The sequence below is a fragment of the Dokdonia genika genome (assembly GCF_042652845.1).
Classification (GTDB): domain Bacteria; phylum Bacteroidota; class Bacteroidia; order Flavobacteriales; family Flavobacteriaceae; genus Dokdonia; species Dokdonia donghaensis.
The window spans coordinates 425,739-441,745 of the sequence record NZ_JBHSHB010000007.1 but is presented as its reverse complement, the minus strand read 5'-3'; the positions used below and the strand labels follow the sequence as shown (position 1 = coordinate 441,745).

Genomic DNA, 16,007 nt, shown 5'->3' with positions numbered 1-16,007 from the left:
TACAAATCCATTGATAATGAATTCTTAACCCCTCACCAAAACACCATTCTAGAGAATCTCCTATTCCCTTATACTACATAAAACAGCTCACTCCTCCTCTCAAAAAGCACATTGTCGTGCCATATACCATCTCTCATCGCTAACTTCTCACGTACACCCACTATTCTAAAACCACATTTTTGAAATAAAGCGATACTAGCTTCATTTCGAGCAAAGATTTTGGCTTGTAAAGTCCAGAATCCCGCTCGCTCACTTTCCTTTATTATGGCCATAAGTAATGCTCGTCCTATCCCTTTGCCCCTGGCAATTTTAGAAATATATAAGGTAACCTCTGCTACACCCTTATAAACTTCACGGGTAGAAAATGGAGTGAGTGCTACCCAACCTAGTATAACCTCTTCTTTAATTGCTACAAATCTACACTGCTTTAAAAACTTAACATCCCAACTTACCCAGTCTGGGACTATAGTCTCAAAAGTTGCCATACCTGTATCTAACCCATCTTGATAAATCTGAGCGCAATGGGTGTAATCCTCTTTTAATAATGGTCTAATGATCACTGTATAAAACTTTTCAACATCTCAATCTCTTATAAAGATGCTCTTAAAAACTGGCAGCTGCAATAGCTCGTATTTTTTTTAGTAAACCATCCGTATGCGCTCCTGTAGTAAAAGGATTCATAAACGTAGTGCGTAAGTAATACTCACCACGTAGCGTGGTAGCTACTATATAAAACTCTCCATCTTCTAGAAGAACTCTTCTTATACGCTTATTTACTTCATTAACACCCTCTTGATTAGAAGGTTTATATCTAAAGCAAACAATATTTGACACCGGTTCAAGAGCAATTTCAAAATCTTGCTGGCCAGCTATGAGATCGCTAAATTGCTGTGCAGCATCATAAAGTGTCGTTACAAAATCGTCAAAAAACTGTAAACCATATGCATTTATAATAGCATAAAAGCGCACACTCATCATACTCTTTGTGCACTCAAAGGTTCTCTTTGCCATATTAAACCAGTCTGCATCATCATTTTTCTCCCATAGGTATTGCGCTTTTTGCTCAAAGGTGGCATAGCTATCTGTGCTATTTTTAAAAATAACGGCTGTAGTGATGGCGCTAGTTCCCATCATTTTGTGACCATCTATAATAATAGAATCTGCGTTATGGGCTCCATTAAGAAGGTGCTTATACTTTTTAGAAAATATGGCCGCACCGCCGTGTGCAGCATCTATATGAAACCATATTTTTTTTGCTTTCGCGAAAGCGTAAACCTCATCCAAATCATCATAAACTCCCGTACTCGTACTTGGCGCACTGCCTACAATTGCAATTACCTCAAAACCATTTTTTATCGCCGAAGTATAATACGACTCTAAAGCATCTGTCTGTATCTGGTAATTATCGCCTGCTGGTACTTTTATGATTCCGTCACTTCCTAGTCCCATTATACGAGCGGCTCTATCTACACAATAATGTGCCTCTTCTGAAACCATAATGGCTAGTTTCTTACTGTGACCTTCATTCCACACATCATCTGTAGCCTTAGCCCTGCGTGCTGCAAGAAGCGCAGTGAGGTTTGCAAGGGTACCTCCAGAGGTGAGAAATCCATCTCCGTTTGTGTAGCCTATGGCCCTACAAAAGGTGTCTATAACGAGGCGCTCTATTGCCGTGGCAGCAGCTCCCATCTCATATACTGCCATCCCATTATTAAGTTGTGCGCTCAATAATGTTGCAAGAGCAGACACTGGTACAGTGGGTGCAACTTGATGGCCAATATATTTAGGGTGATGCGTGTGTATAGATCGCTCTAGTACTTCTTTAAAAAAGTCTGAAGTGCTATGTGATGTTGAGAGATACTGTTGCCAAAATGTGTACTCATCTTTTGGCTCTGTCCATCTAAGCACTTTATCTGAACCATCCGTTGTTGTAGTATGTAGATAGTTTGCTAGCAAACTAACAAGTTGCTCTCCTTCACTTTTAAAGAGCGCACTATCATAAGCTTTATGCAATAGTGAAGTGCTCATTACTTATCTGCCATTTTTGATTTTGTAAGCTCAAAAAAGTCATTAAACAAGGTCTGTAGTTGCCCCCATTTACGTGCATCTATACTGTAGTATTGCGCTTTCCCTTTAAACTGACTTTTTAAAACTCCGGTTCTCTTTATAACCTGCAGGTGTTGAGAGGTTGTAGGCTGTGATAATCGTATCTTATCTGATATATCTTGACACAAACAGCCATCACAATCTCCTATGTATTCTATAATAGCCACTCTTGCAGGATTAGAAAGAATCTTTGCAACATCTGCAATTTGATTTGCTCTCATAGAGTGTATATGTCTCTTTGTAACTCCCATAATACGTTTTATTTGAATATGTAATATCGCAATATTACATTAAAACAGAAAATAAAAAAAGCTCAGTCTTAAACTGAGCTTTTAAATTATACTAGAACCAAGGTTTTCTACCCACTTGGTATGTGTTATAAAATTCTTCGTCAGATTTTGTGAGATAAATAATCCCCTCTATAAGTCCTACTAGGCCTACAGCCCAAACTAAAAGCACGCCTATACCTACACAAGAAAGTACTATTCCCACAACACTTAGTACAAGCATTATGATACCCTCTTTCTGGTATCCTAAGATAAATTTATGTACTCCAAATGCTCCAAGAAAAATTGCTAAAATTCCTGCAAGTATTTTTTTACTTTCTGTACTTCCTGTCACTTTATCCCACTCTTCTTTTGCGCTTTGGCCAAACTCTTTTGCAGTCTCCTTAGCATCTTCTGCAAAGTCATTTACAGCATCTTTTGCATCGTCTGCCATACGTTTGCCATCATTTTCGGGCTTGTCGCCTGGTATTTTGTTGTCTTCTGTACTCATATTATTGGTTGTTAGTTTGTTGCCCTTAAAACTACAAAAAAGATGTACGTGATTATCGTGCTAATTATCTTTTTCAAAAACGCTGTCTATAGGCTCCCAGAGTTCAATTTTATTTCCTTCTGGATCTAGTATCCAGCCAAATTTACCATAGCTATACTCCTCTACCTCTCCTACTACAGTGACACCTTCTGCCTTAAGTACTTTAAGTAACTCTATCAGATTATCTACCCTAAAATTAAACATAAACTGTTTCTTGCTGGGAGAGAAGTATTCTGTATCCGCATTCATAGGGCTCCATTGTGTAGAGCACTTATTACCATTTTCATCACGCCACCAGAATGTCCAGCCGTATTGATCTGTAGGAATGCCTAAATGCTTTTTATACCAACTCTTTTGAGCATCTGGATCTTCACTCTTAAAAAACATCCCGCCTATGCCTGTTACTCTTTTCATAATTAAAGTATTATCGTATGATGAACTATTTTTTCTTTAAAATCACAGCGGCAAGTAAGCTCACCACAAAACCAAGCATAAACGTCATTACAAACATCATTAATCCAGCTATAAATGACATTTGAGTACCACTATAATCCTCATACATCTCTCGCTGGCGAGCAAGTTGATCTATCGCAGCTTGATTATTAGACTGCTCTGCTAGATCTCTAGCATAGTCATTATACTCAAGAAAAAAAGATGGATTTACAAATAAAGTATACAATATATCTGCAAGTGCTACACCTAAACCGCCTAAAGCAGCAATAATAATTCCCGTTTTCAAAGCGCTACCAAAAGAGATTTTACCCGCATTAACCGTGTCACGCTGGTAAGCCACCCCAAAATACACCATCGCTGCTGTCATACCCATAACTCCCCAACCTACGAGTTCTTGCGTACCGTAATCTAGGCTCTTACCTAAATAAAGCGCGAGTGTAAACCCTAGGAGACCTAAAAAGAATGCAATCGCACCAAATTTCTTTATCACTAAACTCATATACTTATCTTTTAAAACATCAATTTAAGAAAAACGCTGCAGTATCTTATCTACTATGGTTTGCGCTAGCTTTATTTTACTCTCAACCGTCCACCCTGCAATGTGTGGCGTGAGGAGTACATTATCTTGCTCTATAAGATATTGTAAGGGTTCTGGTAAGTTTGAATTTCCGTCTGTGGTAAATAAATTCTCAAAAGATAATTTTTCATACTCAAGCACATCCAGTCCAGCTCCTAGTACTTTTTTTGCTTTCATAGCTGCTACAAGATCCTTTGTCACAACAGATTTCCCTCTTGCGGTATTTATGAGATAAAATGGTTTTGCAAAAGTATCTATAAAAGCAGCATCTACCATTTTATCTGTTTGTGGAGTCCAAGGCGTGTGTAAACTCACAACATCAACCTCTTTTTGAAATTGGCTCAGTGACACCTGCGTAGCATTGCTATCACCCACCTTTTCTTTTATATCATAACAAAGCACTTTACAGTCAAAACCCTGCAGTTTTCTAGCAAAAGCTTTCCCCATATTACCATAGCCTATGATCCCCACGGTCTTTCCTTCTAGCTCAACACCCCGATTAGGTTCCCGGTTCCAGTGACCCACTTTTACCTGTGCATCTGCTCTATTTAAATTATTAAAAAGACTGAGCAGCATCCCTAGAGATTGCTCCCCTACGGCATTGCGGTTACCCTCTGGCGCACTAATGAGATAAATGCCCTTACTCTCAGCATAAGGGATATCTATACTCTCTAGGCCTGCGCCTACGCGAGCAATAAATTTAAGGTGAGGAGCAGCATCTATAAACTGCTTATCTATTTTAAAACGACTGCGTATTACAATACCCTCATAATCTGCGATGATCGCCTCTGTCTCTTCTTTTGAGATAGTAACATTTTCAACATTAGTATGGCCTGCTTCTTCAAGTTGCTTTACCAGTAGCGGGTGGTTATTATCTAGGTGGAGTATTTTCATTACTTAATTTTATTTTTTCTCACAGGAATCCAACCTAAAAAGAGACCTAATCCTATTGCCATCATTAAACCAGTTACAAAACCTATGCCTCCAGATGTGTCATCAAATGCATATAATATTATCCCCGCAATGGCCATAACAATAATTCCTACTATCTTGGTCTTATTCATATTTCTCTTTTAAATTTTAGGATAATCTGTTTGAGTTTTGGCGTCTATTACTTCTCCTGTGTGAGCCGTACTTAATTTTTCAAAAAGCAGTAGGTGTACTTCTTCTCCATCTTTGGTAGTTGGGCAATGTTCTACGCCTTTAGGTACAACTATGATTTCACCTTGATGTACCGTTTCAGACCATTCTTTATCTGAGTTTCCGCTTTCGCGAAAGCGCATTTCTAACACCCCTTTTTGCACAAAAAACAACTCGTCTTCATCCTTATGACTGTGCCATACAAACTCACCCGAAACCTTTGCTAAAAGTACTTGCATATCATCTACCGTAGCAACCTGGTGCGGATGCCATTGCTTATCAAATTTGGTGAATATCTCGTGGATATTAATGGGTTTCATATGTGTTTCTTATGATATAAAGATACACATAAGGACCTCTTTATACTACGCAAATAATTGGGCTACCTCCACCGGTACTCGCATAGGTCGTCCTTGGGGCATTTTGAGCAAGCACCAGTTTGTAACTGCATTCACCAGTACTTTTTCTTCTCCCTTGCGTTTTATAGTGGTATGTCGCTGCGAGGTCACGCCAGAGATTTGAACCACCGTAGTTGTTACGACAATCTCGTCATCTTTAAATGCCTGGCCGTGATACTTTATATGGTGATCCATCACCACCCAAGCCATTTTATTGATGCCTAGTCGCTCTTCGGCTGGGTCTTCGTCTTTAAAATAGTCTCTCGTTACGTGGTTCCAATGTTTTGATGCAGCAATTTGCACCCAGTCTAAGTAAACGACATTGTTTACGTGATTGAGCACATCTATAGCAGATGCTGGTACGGTGAGGTGATATTCATAGCTTTTCTGGCTCAAATACCTAGTATAAGTTTTGCGATATAGAGGTAAATAAGTATTCCAAATATATCATTACTTGTAGTAATAAACGGCCCAGTTGCAATCGCAGGATCAATCCCTCTTTTATGTAAAAACAACGGAATAAACGTACCTATAATCCCGGCAACAATGATTACAACAAATAGCGAAATTGATATAGACGTCGCATAGTCTACCGCACTTTCTGATATCCACACGTAAAAGAACAATACAATGGCCAGCGCAGCACCGTTAAGCATTGCGAGCAGCATTTCCTTAATTAATCTGTTACCTATGCTTCCTTTTACATCATCATTTGCAAGACCTTGTACAATAATCGCACTAGATTGCACCCCTACATTTCCAGCCATTGCAGCAATAAGCGGTGTAAATAGTAAAAGAATAACGTGATCATTTAACACCTCTTCAAAACCGCCCATAATAGCCGCAGCTCCTACACCACCTAGTAATCCTAAAAATAGCCAAGGCAATCTCGCACGAGTGAGTTGTAGTATGCTATCATCTGCCTCTACATCTTGAGAGATACCTGCTGCCATCTGGTAATCTTTTTCGGCCTCTTCTTTTATAAAATCTACAATATCATCTATTGTAATACGTCCTTGCAGCACACGCTTATCATCTACAACAGGTATAGCCTCTAGGTCATACTTTTGCATCACCTTTGCAACATCTTCTGCTGGGTCATTTACATTTACAGAGTCTACTTTAGGTATATAGATTTCAGATATTTTTGTTCTCGTATCTGAGGTAAGAAGGTCTTTGAGCGATAGTCTCCCTATGAGTTCATTTTCTTTTGTTACCACGTAGATAGAGTGTACTCGAGTCACCTCTTCTGCCTGGCGGCGCATCTCACGCACACACCCTGCCACTGTCCAGGTTTCTTTTACCTTGATAAGCTCCTTTGCCATAAGACCACCAGCACTATTCTCATCATATTGCAGCATCTCACGTATGTCTGCTCTATGTTCTTCATCTTCTATCTGGTTTATGACTGCTAGCTGTATATCATCATCTAGCTCACCTATCATATCTACCGCATCATCGGTATCCATTTCTTCTACCTCATCTGCAATTTCGGCAGGAGTTAGGTTTTCTAGAAGTTTTTCTCGCACATCTTCATCTAGCTCCATAAGAGCTTCAGAAGTTTGCTCACTATCTAAGAGAAGTACTAGGTAGGCAGCCTCATCTGCATCTACCTCATCAAGGATCTCTGCAATATCTGCGTGGTGAAGATCTGTAAGCAATTCTTTGAGGGCTACCTCATCTTGAACAGCTACGTGTGCTTGTATCTGGTCTATGAGATTGCTTGTGAGTTGAAATTGCATAGGTTTGTTTTTACTAGTAGTACAAATATAGGAAAACCCCTTGCGCAGAGTAATTACAATGCCTAGAGATTTTACTGCTCTTGTATATCTTTTGTGATTGCTGCTGTAAGTTCTATAAAGCCTTGTACAGAGATTTGCTCTGGGCGTTTATTGAGAATTTCGCTTTCGCGAAAGCGGTCACTTAACCCCATACCCTTAAGACTGTTTCTCAACGTCTTTCGGCGCTGCTGAAATGCCATTTTTACAACCTTAAATAACATCTCTTCTGTGCAACCTATGTCTTTAAAGTTTTCTTTTCGCTTTAAGCGCAAAACTCCACTATCTACTTTAGGTGGCGGAATAAAAACAGTGGGAGGTACCGTAAATAAGTATTCTGCATCATAAAATGCTTGTGCTAGCACAGATAAAATGCCGTAGGTCTTGCTCCCGTGATCTGCACAAATGCGCGCAGCAACTTCTTTTTGAAACATACCTGTAAACTCTGGGATGCGCTCTTTATGCTCAATAGTTTTAAAAACTATTTGCGTACTAATGTTATATGGAAAGTTTCCCGTAATTGCTAGTGGCTCGCCAGGGTAAATAGTGTCTAGGTCGTACTTTAAAAAATCGGCTTCTAGTACGGTAAATTTCTCATCATTGAGCTTATGCTCTAGCGTAAACGAGCTTCTTAAATACTCAATAGACTCCGTATCTAGATCCATCACCGTGAGTTGTGCAGGTTTTGCGAGAATATACTTGGTGAGTACTCCCGTACCAGGCCCTATCTCTAAGATGTGTTTATAGCCTTCTAATGTGAGCGTGTCCCCAATATCTCTTGCCACAGACTCGTCACCTAAGAAGTGTTGCCCCAAGTGCTTTTTTGCCTTCACCCCTTGATCGCGATGACCACGGTTTGCGTGCGGCTTTTCAAATTTTCTCTTCTTTTGTTGTTTTGACATCGTAGTGGGGCTAGTGAGTAAGCGTTACTTGTATTTCCTTGCCTGAAAACTAGTGCTGCGAGATTACCTCAAGCTCTGTTCTAAAAGCGACAAATTTACCCGCAAACTTGTTAATAGACGCTTGCATTCTTTCTTGATCCTCGGCATAGTAGGCATCAAGGTGCTGCTGGCTAGGGCAACCATATTGTACAGAGTAGGTTACTCCACCCATCTCTTCTTCGGCGCGTACTTTTGTCATAAGTGCTTTTTCAAACTTTCCGGTTGCAATTACTTCTGGTATGTGTACTTCTTGCATCCAGGTAAGCCATTCTTTCTCAACAGACTCTTCTATGTTTATGGTAACGTTATATATAAGCATTTTCTATGTTTTCTAATTAATTGCATCTCCTCTCAAATTCCTAAATCGCTTCTGCGCCTCTACATAATAGATACTATCTGCAAGGTCAAAAATGATGCGCTCATAATTATTTTTTGCCTTTTCTGGCTCATTGAGTGGTCCTTCGTATAATCTTGCTAGACGATAATAAGCATCATCTGCCAGTACGCCATCGCTATAATACTCAATGATGGTGAGGTAATTTTTTTCGGCTTTTTTGAAATCTTTCTTAGCTTCAAGAAGTTTTGCTTGAGATAGTAGTGCCTCATCTTCTATCTTTTCTCCCTTATGAACCTCTAGTATATCATCATATAGCGTGATTGCCTCTTCGGTCTTGTTTTGATATGCACGCAGGCTTGCCGTAGCATACTTTTTGAGCGCCGTTTGCAAGCTATCATCCATAGAGTTATCGCGTATCACGAGTAGCAACTCTAAGGCATCATTTGCAATGAGTTGTGTGGCTCCTGCTTTAAGTACATTGAGCTGAGCCTCTGCCCAGTCAAAATCTGCCTTATAGTAACTCGTCTGTGCCACTTTAAATCGTGCCTCTTGTGAGATGACATTATTTTTAATCTTGTTCTGGATCTGTGAGTAATAGATAAGTGCCTGGTTAAACTTCTCTTTGAGCACGAGTACATCTGCAAGCTCCATCTTGAGTCGCGCTTCGTCAAATCTTCTTAACGGTGACTTAAGTGATTTTTTAAGATACGTAATCGCGGCATCTGGCTGCTCCATATTAAAAGCTAAATAATGCGCATAATCTATCTGTAGCGGTATGGTAAATGGTGTTTGACCATACTCTTCAAGAATTGCTTCATACCTGTTTTTTATAGCCTCTTGCGCAGCTGCAGTGCTAGCACTAGCGATGTCTATCTTTATAAGTTTCTGTTCGGCTTCTAGCTTTACATCTTCATTTGCGATGTTTTCTTTTAAAAATAGTAAGATCTCTCTAGCATCTTCTAGCTCACCTTCTTCTATCGCAATATCTGCAAGGTTTTCTAAACCTTCATACCTACCGTCTGTACGGCGGTAAATAGCTTTTTCTTGAGCAAAGGCTTTGTTATACTGCTTTTGCTGGATAAATAGCCAACTAAGCAAATCATTATAAAGTACGTTTTGCTCAGACTGTAATCGCTTTAGTAATGTTTTTCTAAAAATGATATTTGCATCATTAAGCGGGTCATCATTTATATAAATTGAGAAATTGCGTTGTGCCACCTGCACATACTTCCCACTTCTATTTATAAGATCTAGATACGCATCAAACATCTTTTGCACTTCGCCTAGCTCCCCATATAGTTTTGCTAGCTGTATATTAAAATTTGCACTAGGGTTACTCTCCATACCCACCTCATAGGTACGCACGGCTTCTTCTAGCAAGCTATGTTGTTGCAAGGTGCGAGCGGCGCGATAAGGATTCATTGTACCTTTTGCTACGCCTTCAATTACCTGATCATAATAACTTCTGGCTATAGAGTCTTGCTCTTGCAGCTGGTGGTTATACCCTAACTCTACTAGTAAAAACCCTTTATCTCTCGTGGTTTTAAGATTTTGACTTATCACCTCTTCGGCTTTATTATACTGCTCTAGTTGCTGGTAACTTTTTATGAGCCCAGCGAGTAGCACACTGTTTCCGCGTTGTTTTACTAGGGCTTTTTTGTAAGAGATAATGGCTTTTTGATACTCGCCTTGGTCTGCATAATTGCGCGCTAGCTGTTCTGATTGCGCTTTCGCGAAAGCGGAAACCAGCAACACCATAACAACTTGTAGTAACAAACTCTTCTTCATAGCCTAAAGATAACGAAAAACGTGCCATAGCATTGCTGCAGCACGTTTCTATATTATAATAGTGTTCCATTACAAAGGCTACACTCCTTCTCATTAAAGAAATGGCTTTGCGTGGAAAGTGATTTTTTTTAATCTATCATATCAAAACCACAGTACGGCACAAGTGCCTTAGGGATTTTTATCCCTTCTGGAGTTTGGCAATTTTCTAAAATCCCTGCGAGTACACGTGGTAATGCAAGGGCACTACCGTTAAGTGTGTGTGCAAGCTTGTTTTGTCCATCTTGGTCTTTAAAACGAAGTTTTAAACGATTTGCCTGAAAGGTCAAAAAATTAGACACAGAGCTTATCTCTAGCCAGCGATCTTGTGCTGTACTAAATAGTTCAAAATCATACGTAAGGTGACTGGTAAACCCAAGATCACCACCACAAAGACGTAAGATTCTGTATGGCAATTCTAGTTCTTGCAAGATTGTCTTTACGTGATCTACCATCCCGTCTAGCGCCGCAGCACTCTTATCTGGGTGCTCGATACGCACAATCTCTACTTTATCAAACTGGTGCAACCTGTTAAGCCCACGTACGTGCGCCCCATAAGACCCTGCCTCTCTTCTAAAACAAGGTGTGTACCCAGTACAAGTAATAGGCAACTCACTATGACTGCGCAAATCACCGCGGAACATATTAGTCACCGGCACCTCTGCCGTAGGGATTAAATATAAGTCGTCTTCTGTCACGTGATACATTTGCCCTTCCTTATCTGGAAGTTGCCCTGTACCAAAACCAGAAGCCTCATTTACAAGGTGTGGCACCTGGTACTCTGTATAGCCTGCTGCTGTATTTTTATCTAAAAAATAAGAGATAAGCGCGCGCTGTAAGCGAGCTCCTTTACCTTTATATACCGGAAAACCTGCTCCTGTAATTTTTGTACCTAGCTCAAAGTCTATAATGTCATACTTTTTTGCAAGCTCCCAGTGTGGTAGCGCCGCATCGTGTAGTACTGGGATGTCTCCTTCTCTAAAGATCTCCTCATTATCCTCATCACTATTACCTTCTGGCACGCTATCGTGAGGCACGTTAGGTAGTTGATATAGTAAATTTTGAAGCTCTTCTGTAGCCGTATTAAGCTGCTCCTGTAGTGTTTTAGACTGCTCTTTGAGACCGGCTGTTTTCTCCTTTAAGAGATTTGCCTTTTGAGCCTCTCCGCTCTTAAAAAGCATCCCAATTTCTTTAGAAAACTTATTACTATCTGCAAGTACTTCATCTAACTGTGACTGGGAATTACGACGTAACTCATCTGCAGCAATTACTTGATCTAGCAAGGTTGCGGCGTCTATGTTTCTTTTAGATAACGCTTTCGCGAAAGCTTCTTTGTTTTCTCTAATGTGTGCTACTTCTAGCATAGTAAATGGGTTTTAAAAACGAAAGGGTAAATTTAAGGAAATGCCCGCAAGTAAAAGGAAAGCCACCACCTAGTTTTTACAAGCAGCTAGAGAAATTTTAAAAATATAGCCCGTTTTACGGAAATCCGTAAAATTGTAGCCGCGAGTGGTTGTAATTTTACAGTCATTCATCAATCAAAAAACCGAGCAGTATTTCTTACTCCCGTTATCTATAGTTGGGTATAGAGCTACTCGCATCTACAAACGAGTCTTGTGAATAGTCTGAAAACCACAGCTACTTTTTTAATATTTACAATACTATCATCTTGCCAAGAAGGAAGAAAATAGGAAATCTCAATTATGGATATTGGTAAACACCTCTCATATATCATTGCATTTGCTTGCTTAGCATTAAGCTGTAAAGCACAAATTACGCCCTTGTGGCAGGCAAATCCAGATGCTCCTGACGGTTCATATTTTAAAGATCTAGATAATGATTTAGATAATTTTGAAGGAGTGTGGGAATCAGATAACAATGGCACTATCTTAACTTTAGATTTACGAAAGGTAGAAAACATTGAAAATGGAACTTTCAATAAATCTGAGGATATTCTTGTTGGAGAATATAAATACGTTGAAGATGGTCAAACTATAATGGATTACCTCCCTTTACTTGACGATCCAACTATTATCGGACATAAGCACTATGTATCAGGTAATACATTAATGGCAAATTACCACAGACCTCCTTGCAATAATTGCCAGCCAGATGATAGAAGATTGATGCTTTTCTGGATTGATCCAGAAAAACGTAATCTTAGAAGTTCATCTGTATTAAGACGTTTTCAAGAAAATGGGGTTGAAAAATTAGAAATGCGGCATTATCTTACCTATGGCGAGGGGAGTGACCAAGATTTAATTCCTAGAATACCGTATCAAACCTACATTATGACCTTGCAATAACAAATATGTCTTATAAAACAAAAAAAATAAACCTTTTGTTTTATGCTTGCTCACTTTTATCATTCATAATATTCTGTTTACCAATAGAATATAAAATGAGTGTCTACACGCCTAACATATTAGGCTGGATTCTCGTGATTTTATTTATTCCATTTTCAATAATCACTTTTTTCTTTTTATTAGTAAAAGATTTGAGGAGTAACAACATTAAAAGAATTATTCTAAGGTTACTTTTCACAGTAACTATAATAATTCTAGTTTTTCTTTATTGGGAATATAAAAGTTAAACAACTGATAATCAAAACCGCTCTGGGGAGCGGTTTTGATTATTTTTATAAAAAAGACTCAAATGAAATTAATACTAGTACTACTCCTCATTACCACTACGTTTACAAATGCTCAAAACCAACCTGTAAAAATAGAAGCAACAGAGCAGGATCAAAAGCTAGTGTTTATTAGGAATTACAAGAGTTTATCGCAATAATGCCTAGGGCATACATCTTAAACCAATAACTCTGCTATAACACAAGAGGTAACACTTACACTCACGCAGCGAAAAGGTTTACGTGGCTATACCAGACCAATCACAAAAAAGGTTGCTCCTGGAGACAAAATAAAACTTGCATCATTTAGCATCGCAGGCGCTTACAATTATAAATATGGCACGAGCTGGAAGGAAGTGCCTAACATCAAAGAACAACAGGTCAAAAAAGAGATCATTGCTGCCAGAACTAAAGGCAAAGTATTAAGAGATCTCTCAAAGATTAATACAGGTATTGTGATTTTTGATAATACAGATTGCCCTCGCTGCCAGCGATCTACCGCATATTTACTAGATAATGATGTGCCATTTAAGCTTCTCAATATAACAGACAATAAAAAGAACCATAAATTAATGTGGGACCTGCTAGAGGCACAAGGTGTAACTGGTACGATTAACACTCCTGTTATCTTAGTGGAGGGCGAACTCTCGTGGAGTCACGAAGATCTTCCTGCTTTTCTAAAGAGCCTACATTAGGAAAAAATGGTTTGTCATTGAGATAATCCTCACTATCTAGCACCCAGCTATTATGCTCAAACCATTGCCAGCTCACGCTCGCAATGTCTACCTTAGGGTCAATCAATAATTTAGAACGGCGTCCATTAATGCGCACTCTACAACGCACATAGATAGCCACATCTTCTCCTTGAGCAGCCCTAAGACGTTTTATGTGCTGTGCAAATTGCCAAATCACATCTGGCTTAGAGCGTATGTTGCGCTGTTGGTTTTTAGTAAGATATTCTTTGTGGTCTAGCGGAGTACGTTTTCCTGTTACCTTGTCTTCTATCGTAAACTTTACGGTACCGCTTTTAGAACGCAACATCATACGCCAGCTTAAGCGATGTCCTTCTTCACTCCACAACACATTATCTGATATAAAATGCTGGCGCAATGGCAAACCTATTTGAAAGATAAAATACACGGCAAACACCGCTAGAAGGGCTCCTTTATACTTAGGTACTACAACCTCATTACCTGTGTTTTCATAATAGGGTTTCCACCTTTTTAAGAAAATACGGTGTATGGTTTTTGGCTCAAAAAAGAACACGGTAAATGCCAGTGACATATAAGGGAAAATCCCAATTTGAAACACAAACGAGTTAAAGAGATGAAAGAAAATAGAGATAAAAAATGCCCACTTGCGCGTCTTTTTCCAAAGCAATGCTGGGATGATTAATCCGTCAAAAAGAATTCCTACGTAGGCAATCACCCAGTGTGTCCACTTTTGTTGCAATACGGCACCCACGAGCCAGTAATCTTTCTTACCGCGCATTAATATTTCTGGCACCGTAGCATCTAGCCAGTCTGGATATATTTTGGCAATAGAGGCGTAAGTATAGACAATCCACAGCTGTAATATTATAAATAGTGTGACCCATCGTGGCATAGAGATGTCTCTTACGCTTTCGCGAAAGCGTGCATCTAGTGAGAAAGATCTGTGCGCAGGCAGTATAGCCATAATCCAGAGCAATAACATCAAGAGATAGTAGTGGTTATTATATGCTGTTTTTTGCATAAAATATACCGTGCTCCACATAATCGCATAGCCTACAATCGCCACACGATATTTAAAGCCTAGCATTACCATCACCCCAAAAATGCCCATTAACCCAAACCAAGCATACATTTGTGGTCCAGGGCCCGGAAAGGTTTGTAAAAAGTCAAAGCCTATGAAGTTAAATGTAAAATCTGGCGCAACAAGTATGCGACGTACCCAGCCAGTAATGAGTGCTCCCCAAGCCTCACAAGTAATAAGAAAACCAAAAAACACTCTAAAAACTATGAGTGCGCTGTTATCTATTCTTGTAAAGAGTAGCTTGTTAATTCCCATTTGTTAAGCGTTTTGAGAATTTGATTCTTCTAGTGATGCTATAAATTTACGAGAAAACGCTTCGTCAGTTTTCATCGCTGCGACAAGTTCATCTATAGTGTCAAAGGTTTTTTCTTCTCTTATACGTTCTAGTAGTTGTATCTCCAGCTGTTGCCCATAAAGGTCTTCATCAAAATCAAAGAAGTAGGTCTCTATAGTTTGCTTCTTTCCTCCTACCGTAGGGTTTGTACCTATATTCATCATCCCATATACTGGTTTACCGTTTATGATTGCTTTTGCTACATAAACGCCTTGTGCAGGGATGAGTTTATAATCTTCGGCTATTTCTAGGTTTGCAGTGGGGTAGCCTATGGTTCTACCTAGGCTTTTACCTTTTACCACAACTCCATTAAGCATAAAAGGCGCACTGAGGTAACTGTTTGCTAGCGCCACATTACCACTTACTAGTGCCTTGCGCACTTTAGTAGAGCTTATGGCTACATCTTCTAGTTCTTGTTTTGAGATTTCCTCTACCTCAAAGCCCAGCGTTTTTCCAAAAAGCTTGAGATCTTCAATATTTGCATTACGATTACGGCCAAAACGGTGGTCATACCCTATAATCACTTTTTTTGCATTAAGGCTGTTTACCAGTATTTCTTCTACAAAAGTCTCTGCGTGATAACGAGAGAAATCTAGTGTAAAAGGGTGTATTACCAGGTGATCAAGGTCTAAACTCTCAAGCAGTTGCTCACGCTCTGCAATGGTGTTTATAAGCTTGAGCGAAGTGTCTTTTTGTAACACCATACGCGGGTGCGGAAAAAAAGTAAGTACGCACGACTCCCATCCATTTGCGCGGGCGCTCTCATTTATTCTGTTTATAATCTTTCTGTGACCTAGGTGCAAGCCATCAAAGGTGCCTATGGTCACCACGGTTCCTTTTTGAGAGGTAAATGTATGTGCGCTGTTATGAGTTTTCACTA

At 39.5% G+C, this 16,007-nt stretch carries 20 protein-coding genes; 3 read left to right on the top strand and 17 right to left on the bottom strand.

The window, feature by feature from the left end:
• Positions 1–68 precede the first annotated feature (68 nt).
• From ACFO5T_RS02965 to serS, 15 genes are all read right to left on the bottom strand, one after another.
• Positions 69–560: a GNAT family N-acetyltransferase gene (locus ACFO5T_RS02965; protein ID WP_380031902.1), complete on the bottom strand. Its 492-nt coding sequence runs from the start codon at positions 558–560 to the stop codon at positions 69–71.
• Positions 561–603: 43 nt separating this feature from the next.
• Entirely contained in the window at positions 604–2,028 is a 1,425-nt protein-coding gene (locus tag ACFO5T_RS02960; protein WP_380031900.1) for a pyridoxal phosphate-dependent decarboxylase family protein, read from the bottom strand.
• The gene (locus ACFO5T_RS02955) at positions 2,028–2,357 is read right to left on the bottom strand and encodes an ArsR/SmtB family transcription factor (RefSeq protein WP_035325968.1); all 330 of its coding nucleotides are present in this window, start codon (positions 2,355–2,357) and stop codon (positions 2,028–2,030) included. The genes ACFO5T_RS02960 and ACFO5T_RS02955 overlap by 1 nt, the downstream gene beginning before the upstream one ends.
• Positions 2,358–2,448: 91 nt before the next feature.
• A complete protein-coding gene (locus tag ACFO5T_RS02950; RefSeq protein ID WP_375253537.1) occupies positions 2,449–2,883 on the bottom strand; it encodes an NINE protein in 435 nt (144 codons plus the stop codon).
• Positions 2,884–2,943: 60 nt separating this feature from the next.
• Positions 2,944–3,339, bottom strand: a complete 396-nt coding sequence (locus ACFO5T_RS02945) for a VOC family protein (protein ID WP_380032202.1) — start codon at positions 3,337–3,339, stop codon at positions 2,944–2,946.
• Positions 3,340–3,361: 22 nt separating this feature from the next.
• The gene (locus ACFO5T_RS02940) at positions 3,362–3,874 is read right to left on the bottom strand and encodes a DUF4199 domain-containing protein (RefSeq protein WP_380031898.1); all 513 of its coding nucleotides are present in this window, start codon (positions 3,872–3,874) and stop codon (positions 3,362–3,364) included.
• Between the two features lie 24 nt (positions 3,875–3,898).
• The gene (locus ACFO5T_RS02935) at positions 3,899–4,846 is read right to left on the bottom strand and encodes a 2-hydroxyacid dehydrogenase (RefSeq protein ID WP_380031896.1); all 948 of its coding nucleotides are present in this window, start codon (positions 4,844–4,846) and stop codon (positions 3,899–3,901) included.
• Positions 4,846–5,016, bottom strand: coding sequence for a hypothetical protein (locus ACFO5T_RS02930; RefSeq protein ID WP_380031894.1), 171 nt, complete (start codon positions 5,014–5,016; stop codon positions 4,846–4,848). Before ACFO5T_RS02930 ends, ACFO5T_RS02935 begins: the two co-directional genes overlap by 1 nt.
• 9 nt (positions 5,017–5,025) lie before the next feature.
• Positions 5,026–5,412 (bottom strand): cupin domain-containing protein, encoded by a 387-nt coding sequence (locus ACFO5T_RS02925; RefSeq protein ID WP_380031892.1) that lies wholly within the window; start codon positions 5,410–5,412, stop codon positions 5,026–5,028.
• A 45-nt stretch (positions 5,413–5,457) separates the two neighbouring features.
• Positions 5,458–5,886 carry an acyl-CoA thioesterase gene (locus tag ACFO5T_RS02920; RefSeq protein ID WP_380031890.1) on the bottom strand — a complete coding sequence of 143 codons (429 nt, stop codon included), beginning with the start codon at positions 5,884–5,886 and terminating at the stop codon, positions 5,458–5,460.
• The gene (gene mgtE, locus ACFO5T_RS02915) at positions 5,883–7,232 is read right to left on the bottom strand and encodes a magnesium transporter (RefSeq protein WP_380031887.1); all 1,350 of its coding nucleotides are present in this window, start codon (positions 7,230–7,232) and stop codon (positions 5,883–5,885) included. Before mgtE ends, ACFO5T_RS02920 begins: the two co-directional genes overlap by 4 nt.
• A gap of 71 nt (positions 7,233–7,303) precedes the next feature.
• Positions 7,304–8,170: a 16S rRNA (adenine(1518)-N(6)/adenine(1519)-N(6))-dimethyltransferase RsmA gene (gene rsmA, locus ACFO5T_RS02910; protein ID WP_298349329.1), complete on the bottom strand. Its 867-nt coding sequence runs from the start codon at positions 8,168–8,170 to the stop codon at positions 7,304–7,306.
• 49 nt (positions 8,171–8,219) lie between these two features.
• Complete coding sequence (locus ACFO5T_RS02905; RefSeq protein WP_298349332.1) at positions 8,220–8,528, bottom strand: DUF4286 family protein; 309 nt, start codon at positions 8,526–8,528, stop codon at positions 8,220–8,222.
• A gap of 12 nt (positions 8,529–8,540) precedes the next feature.
• Entirely contained in the window at positions 8,541–10,334 is a 1,794-nt protein-coding gene (locus ACFO5T_RS02900) for a tetratricopeptide repeat protein (RefSeq protein WP_380031884.1), read from the bottom strand.
• Positions 10,335–10,462: 128 nt separating this feature from the next.
• Entirely contained in the window at positions 10,463–11,734 is a 1,272-nt protein-coding gene (gene serS / locus ACFO5T_RS02895) for a serine--tRNA ligase (protein WP_375252621.1), read from the bottom strand.
• Positions 11,735–12,073: 339 nt separating this feature from the next.
• On the opposite strand from serS, the gene ACFO5T_RS02890 reads away from it, so the two are divergent.
• From ACFO5T_RS02890 to ACFO5T_RS02880, 3 genes are all read left to right on the top strand, one after another.
• Positions 12,074–12,676: a DUF6705 family protein gene (locus ACFO5T_RS02890; protein WP_380031882.1), complete on the top strand. Its 603-nt coding sequence runs from the start codon at positions 12,074–12,076 to the stop codon at positions 12,674–12,676.
• A 349-nt stretch (positions 12,677–13,025) separates the two neighbouring features.
• Positions 13,026–13,160, top strand: a complete 135-nt coding sequence (locus ACFO5T_RS02885) for a hypothetical protein (protein ID WP_380031880.1) — start codon at positions 13,026–13,028, stop codon at positions 13,158–13,160.
• 195 nt (positions 13,161–13,355) lie between these two features.
• Positions 13,356–13,694 (top strand): hypothetical protein, encoded by a 339-nt coding sequence (locus ACFO5T_RS02880; protein WP_380031878.1) that lies wholly within the window; start codon positions 13,356–13,358, stop codon positions 13,692–13,694.
• Here ACFO5T_RS02880 and ACFO5T_RS02875 read toward each other — a convergent pair.
• Together ACFO5T_RS02875 and ACFO5T_RS02870 are read right to left on the bottom strand one after the other, a co-directional pair.
• Positions 13,624–15,048 (bottom strand): HTTM domain-containing protein, encoded by a 1,425-nt coding sequence (locus tag ACFO5T_RS02875; protein ID WP_380031876.1) that lies wholly within the window; start codon positions 15,046–15,048, stop codon positions 13,624–13,626. The two genes, ACFO5T_RS02880 and ACFO5T_RS02875, sit on opposite strands and share 71 nt — an antisense overlap.
• A gap of 3 nt (positions 15,049–15,051) precedes the next feature.
• The gene (locus tag ACFO5T_RS02870; RefSeq protein WP_380031874.1) at positions 15,052–16,005 is read right to left on the bottom strand and encodes a bifunctional riboflavin kinase/FAD synthetase; all 954 of its coding nucleotides are present in this window, start codon (positions 16,003–16,005) and stop codon (positions 15,052–15,054) included.
• Between the last annotated feature and the right edge of the window lie 2 nt (positions 16,006–16,007).

Coding starts and splice junctions, on each gene's coding strand:
- ACFO5T_RS02960 (WP_380031900.1), bottom strand. CDS start 2,028: ATGAGCACTTCACTATTGCATAAAGCTTATGATAGTGCGCTCTTTAAA.
- ACFO5T_RS02955 (WP_035325968.1), bottom strand. CDS start 2,357: ATGGGAGTTACAAAGAGACATATACACTCTATGAGAGCAAATCAAATT.
- ACFO5T_RS02950 (WP_375253537.1), bottom strand. CDS start 2,883: ATGAGTACAGAAGACAACAAAATACCAGGCGACAAGCCCGAAAATGAT.
- ACFO5T_RS02940 (WP_380031898.1), bottom strand. CDS start 3,874: ATGAGTTTAGTGATAAAGAAATTTGGTGCGATTGCATTCTTTTTAGGT.
- ACFO5T_RS02935 (WP_380031896.1), bottom strand. CDS start 4,846: ATGAAAATACTCCACCTAGATAATAACCACCCGCTACTGGTAAAGCAA.
- ACFO5T_RS02930 (WP_380031894.1), bottom strand. CDS start 5,016: ATGAATAAGACCAAGATAGTAGGAATTATTGTTATGGCCATTGCGGGG.
- ACFO5T_RS02925 (WP_380031892.1), bottom strand. CDS start 5,412: ATGAAACCCATTAATATCCACGAGATATTCACCAAATTTGATAAGCAA.
- mgtE (WP_380031887.1), bottom strand. CDS start 7,232: ATGCAATTTCAACTCACAAGCAATCTCATAGACCAGATACAAGCACAC.
- rsmA (WP_298349329.1), bottom strand. CDS start 8,170: ATGTCAAAACAACAAAAGAAGAGAAAATTTGAAAAGCCGCACGCAAAC.
- ACFO5T_RS02905 (WP_298349332.1), bottom strand. CDS start 8,528: ATGCTTATATATAACGTTACCATAAACATAGAAGAGTCTGTTGAGAAA.
- ACFO5T_RS02900 (WP_380031884.1), bottom strand. CDS start 10,334: ATGAAGAAGAGTTTGTTACTACAAGTTGTTATGGTGTTGCTGGTTTCC.
- serS (WP_375252621.1), bottom strand. CDS start 11,734: ATGCTAGAAGTAGCACACATTAGAGAAAACAAAGAAGCTTTCGCGAAA.
- ACFO5T_RS02890 (WP_380031882.1), top strand. CDS start 12,074: ATGGATATTGGTAAACACCTCTCATATATCATTGCATTTGCTTGCTTA.
- ACFO5T_RS02885 (WP_380031880.1), top strand. CDS start 13,026: ATGAAATTAATACTAGTACTACTCCTCATTACCACTACGTTTACAAAT.
- ACFO5T_RS02875 (WP_380031876.1), bottom strand. CDS start 15,048: ATGGGAATTAACAAGCTACTCTTTACAAGAATAGATAACAGCGCACTC.